The sequence below is a fragment of the Streptomyces spongiae genome (assembly GCF_009377185.1).
Classification (GTDB): Bacteria; Actinomycetota; Actinomycetes; order Streptomycetales; family Streptomycetaceae; genus Streptomyces; species Streptomyces spongiae.
In genome coordinates this window covers 1-4,231 of record NZ_VJZC01000747.1, presented here as the reverse complement: position 1 = coordinate 4,231, position 4,231 = coordinate 1, and the positions used below count along the sequence as shown (strand labels likewise).

Here is a 4,231-nt window from a genome sequence, read left to right as displayed (position 1 = left end):
CCCGCCGCCCCCACAGGAGGACCCACCGCCGCAGGACGAGCTGCTCCCGCAGGACGAGCCACTGCTGCACGACGCCCCAGTGCTGCCACCGGTGCCCGCCCACCAGCTGCGGGACGAGCCCGACCCCCGGGTGCGGCCACCCGACCGCACCGCCCGCCTGGCACTGCTCCGGCCGGCGGCGACGGCGACCGCGACCACCACGAAGACGACGACGAGCGCCAGGATGATGCCGAGTACCACTCCCATGGCGTCACCCTCCTTTCGTTCCCCCGAAGCGGCCCCCCGGTCGCCCCCCGTGGGCTCGGTCCGGTCTCTCCGCTTCTTGCGTGACGGTTCGATTCCCGGGCGCCTCACGGGCCAAAGCAGAGTTGAGGAACTCCAGAGCTTCGGCGCAGGATGGCGCCCATGACCTCCAGCTCCCGCAGTGCCCGCCCTCCGCTCAACCGCCGGCTCGCCGAGTTCGGGACGACGATCTTCGCCGAGATGTCGGCCCTGGCCGTCCGTACCGGGTCCATCAACCTGGGCCAGGGCTTCCCCGACACCGACGGCCCCGAGGAGATCCGGGAGGCGGCCGTGCGGGCGCTGCGGGACGGGCGCGGCAACCAGTACCCGCCGGGCCCCGGCGTCCCCGAGTTGCGCACCGCCGTCGCCGCCCACCAGCAGCGGCGGTTCGGGCTCACGTACGACCCCGACACCGAGGTGCTCGTCACGGCGGGCGCGACCGAGGCCATCGCCGCGGCCCTGCTGGGCCTGCTGGAGCCGGGCGACGAGGTCATCGCCCTGGAGCCGTACTACGACTCGTACGCGGCCTGCATCGCGATGGCGGGCGGCACGCGGGTGCCGGTCACACTCCGGCCACACTTCGAGGAGAGCGCGTCGTTCCGGCTGGACCTCGACGAACTGCGGGACGCCGTCACCGACCGCACGCGCCTCCTCCTGATCAACACCCCGCACAACCCCACCGGCACCGTCCTCACCCGCGAGGAGCTGACGGCGGTCGCCGAGCTGGCCGTCGAGCGCGATCTGCTGGTCGTGACGGACGAGGTGTACGAGCATCTGGTCTTCGACGACGCCGAGCATCTGCCGCTGGCGACGTTCCCCGGGATGCGGGAGCGGACGGTCACCATCGGCAGCGCGGGGAAGTCGTTCTCGTTCACCGGCTGGAAGGTGGGCTGGGTGACGTCCACGCCGGAGCTGGTGTCCGCCGTCCGCGCGGCCAAGCAGTTCCTCACGTACGTGGCGTCCGGGCCCTTCCAGTACGCCGTCGCCGAGGCGCTCGCGCTGCCGGACACGTACTTCGCGGCGTTCCGCGCGGACATGCTGGCCAAGCGGGACGTGCTGGCGGCCGGGCTCGCGGAGGCGGGGTTCGAGGTGTTCCGGACGGCGGGCACGTACTTCATCACCACCGACATCCGGCCCCTCGGCGAGAGTGACGGCTTCGCCTTCTGCCGGGCGCTGCCGGAGCGCGCGGGCGTGGTCGCCATCCCGAACGCCGTCTTCTACGACCACCGCGAGGCCGGGGCACCCTTCGTGCGCTTCGCCTTCTGCAAGCAGACCGAGGTGCTCCAGGAGGCGGCGGGGCGGCTCAAGGCAGCGTTCTAGCGCGCCGGGCGGTGGCGTCCCGTGGCGGTGAACTTCATGCCGTCGGTCACGGGACCTCGCCGAACAAGGCCGTTTCGTCGCGGAGCGCCCTCAGGGTGTCGAGCTCGCGATCGATGTCGCGCCGCTTGGCCTCGAGACGCTCGACCTCCTGGGCGAGCAACCGCTCCATGACGCCTGTGCGCTCCTCGGGTGGGGCCTCCAGACAGGGGAGCAGTTCGCCGATGGTGGCGCTGCACAGGCCGGCGGCGAACAGGTGCTGGATCATGACGACCCGCTCGACCATGGCGCTGTCGAAGTCTCGCCACCCGCCGGGGGTGCGCTCGGAGCGGATGAGCCCGTGCTCCTCGTAGTACCGCAGGGAACGGGTGGTGACGCCACTGGCGTCCGCCAGCTCGCCGATGCGCATGAGACCTCCCGGGGCTGTCCGCCGGCTCCCGATTCTTGCAGTTGACACCGGTGTGAAGTTCCACGATCCAGGGGCCGCACCCATCAGGGGTGCCTGTGGAACCGGAGGTCGCCATGACTGCTCAGATCCATGTGTGGTCGGACTACGTCTGCCCGTTCTGCCTGATCGCGGACGAGGTGATCGAGCGCGCGATCACCGACCGGCCCCATGTCGAGGTCGTCCATCACGCTCACGAGCTTCGTCCCCGTCCGGCGCCCACTCTTCGACCCGAGGACCCGTACCTTCCGGATATCTGGCAGCGTGCCGTGTACCCGATGGCACGCCGCCACGAGGTGCCGATGCGGTTGCCGACCGTCTCGCCGCAGCCGTACACCGAGCCGGCCTTCCGTGGCGCCCAGTACGCCTTGGAACAGGGCCGAGGCGATGTCTACCACCGTCGCGTCATGAGGGCGTTCTTCCGCGAGAACCTCGACATCGGGGACCCCGTGATCCTGGTCCGTCTGGCCGAGGAGGCCGGGCTCGCGCCGGCCGCCTACGCCGCGGCCCTCGACGACGAGGAGTACGCCGAGCGGCACCGGCAGGCGCTGGCCGAGTCGGCGCGGATGGACATCACCGTCGTGCCCACGATCATCATCGGCACCCGACGCATCGAGGGCGTCGCCGACGAAGGCGTGATCCGCCGCGCCCTGGACGAAGCGTCCGCCGCATGACCGCGGACACGACCCGGCTCGAGGCCCTGATGGCCGGCGCCGTGGAAGTCTGCGTCCGCCATGTCGAGTCCGGCGGAATTCCCTTCGTAGGGCTGCTCGTCGCGAGCGACGGGTGGGTTTCCGACCCCGGCGTGAACCTCGTCCGAGAGACCGGCGACCCCACCGCCCACGCGGAGATCGTTGCCCTACGCAAGGCCGTCCAGGCCCGCGGTCGCTCCGGTCCGGAGGGCGCGACGCTGCTGGCGACGGGAGAGCCGTGTGCCCTGTGCTATCGCGTCGCCGCCTCTCACGGCATCGCCGCCGTCTGCTTCGCCGTCGATCGCGATACCGCTGCTGACCAGGGCTTCGACTACCGGGCCGGCTACGACGCCGACGGGACCGGCCGACTGCCCCTCGCGGCGACGGCCCAGCACCTCGCCGTGGAGCGAGGTCTGGTCCCTTTCACCCGGTACCTCGACCTGCACCGCTCCGACTTCACCACCCGCTCCGACTTCACCACCCGCTCGTAACTCACCTCGGCTCATAACTCACCTCGGCAGAAGGACACCCGCCATGCACTGGCTCTACCTCGGCATCGCCGTCGTCTTCGAGATCACCGTCGCCGTCTCCGCAGGCAAGGCCCAGGGCTTCACCCGCCCTGCCTGGACCACTGCCACGCTGGTCAGCGGTGGCATCGCCACCTACCTCCTCAGCCTGGCGCTTCTCACCTTCGCTGTCGGCGTCGGCTACGCGATCTGGACCTCCGTCGCCGGCGTCGGGATCGTCGTCCTCGGCGCCCTCCTCTTCGGCCAGCGTCTCGACTGGCGCAAGCTCCTCGGCATCGCCGCCGTCATCGCCGGGGTCGTCGGCCTCCAACTCAGCGGAGCGGCGTGATGCCTCAGGACACCGGCCCCGCGCCACGCCACCTTGCCGAAGTCGTTCAGGAAGTCGTTCAGGAAATCCTTCAGGAAGTCGTTCAGGAGGAAGGAACCCACATGTCCGGCGACACCGCCACCACCCGCGAGAACGTCACCGCTCGCAGCGACCGAGCACGAGCATGGCTCGTACTCCTCCTCGCCGGAGTCTTCGAGGTCGGCTACGCCCTCTCCGTGGGAGGCAGCCAAGGCTTCACCGTGCTCTCCTGGTCGCTCGTCGCGGTGCTCTTCTTCCTCCTGACGCTCTTCGCCCTGAGCCTCGCGCTCCGCACCATCGACGTGGGCATCGGCTACGCCGTCTGGGCCGGCATCGGCGCCGTCGGGGCCGCACTGCTCGGCCCCGTCTTCTTCTCCGAGACCCTCACTCCGGCCAAGGCCTTCTGGCTCACCGTGATCATCGTCGGCGTCGTCTGGCTCAAGCTCTCCGACAGCCCCGAGCGAACGCGGACCGAACGGCCTGCCCGCCCTTGACAACCACGGTGCGGCTGCCTTCCGGCGGCGGAATCCAGGCCCACACGGGCGTGTAAAGCTGGTAAATCGGATTTAAGGCACGCATGGTTCCGATGTGACCCACGTCAGCACCCGGCCGGCCCCCACCC

Annotated in this window: 7 protein-coding genes; 5 read left to right on the top strand and 2 right to left on the bottom strand. The window is 70.4% G+C overall.

Features of this window, described 5'->3' with window-relative positions; translation table 11 throughout:
* Positions 1–246, bottom strand: a 246-nt coding sequence (locus tag FNH08_RS45935; protein ID WP_152777618.1) for a hypothetical protein, incomplete at its 3' end; no start/stop codon positions are given.
* 159 nt (positions 247–405) lie between these two features.
* Here FNH08_RS45935 and FNH08_RS45930 point away from each other — a divergent pair.
* Positions 406–1,602 carry a pyridoxal phosphate-dependent aminotransferase gene (locus FNH08_RS45930; protein ID WP_152777616.1) on the top strand — a complete coding sequence of 399 codons (1,197 nt, stop codon included), beginning with the start codon at positions 406–408 and terminating at the stop codon, positions 1,600–1,602.
* Positions 1,603–1,648: 46 nt separating this feature from the next.
* On the opposite strand, the gene FNH08_RS45925 is transcribed toward FNH08_RS45930, so the two are convergent.
* Positions 1,649–2,008: a MerR family transcriptional regulator gene (locus FNH08_RS45925; protein ID WP_152777614.1), complete on the bottom strand. Its 360-nt coding sequence runs from the start codon at positions 2,006–2,008 to the stop codon at positions 1,649–1,651.
* Positions 2,009–2,121: 113 nt separating this feature from the next.
* Between FNH08_RS45925 and FNH08_RS45920 the strand changes: the two genes are divergently transcribed.
* The 4 genes from FNH08_RS45920 (at position 2,122) to FNH08_RS45905 (ending at position 4,103) form a co-directional block, all read left to right on the top strand.
* Complete coding sequence (locus FNH08_RS45920; RefSeq protein WP_152777613.1) at positions 2,122–2,718, top strand: DsbA family oxidoreductase; 597 nt, start codon at positions 2,122–2,124, stop codon at positions 2,716–2,718.
* Positions 2,715–3,227, top strand: coding sequence for a deaminase (locus tag FNH08_RS45915; RefSeq protein ID WP_152777611.1), 513 nt, complete (start codon positions 2,715–2,717; stop codon positions 3,225–3,227). Before FNH08_RS45920 ends, FNH08_RS45915 begins: the two co-directional genes overlap by 4 nt.
* Before the next feature lie 43 nt (positions 3,228–3,270).
* Positions 3,271–3,591, top strand: coding sequence for a DMT family transporter (locus FNH08_RS45910; protein WP_152777609.1), 321 nt, complete (start codon positions 3,271–3,273; stop codon positions 3,589–3,591).
* Between the two features lie 101 nt (positions 3,592–3,692).
* On the top strand, positions 3,693–4,103 hold the full coding sequence (locus FNH08_RS45905; RefSeq protein ID WP_152777607.1) for a DMT family transporter: 411 nt from the start codon (positions 3,693–3,695) through the stop codon (positions 4,101–4,103).
* Positions 4,104–4,231: the final 128 nt, after the last annotated feature.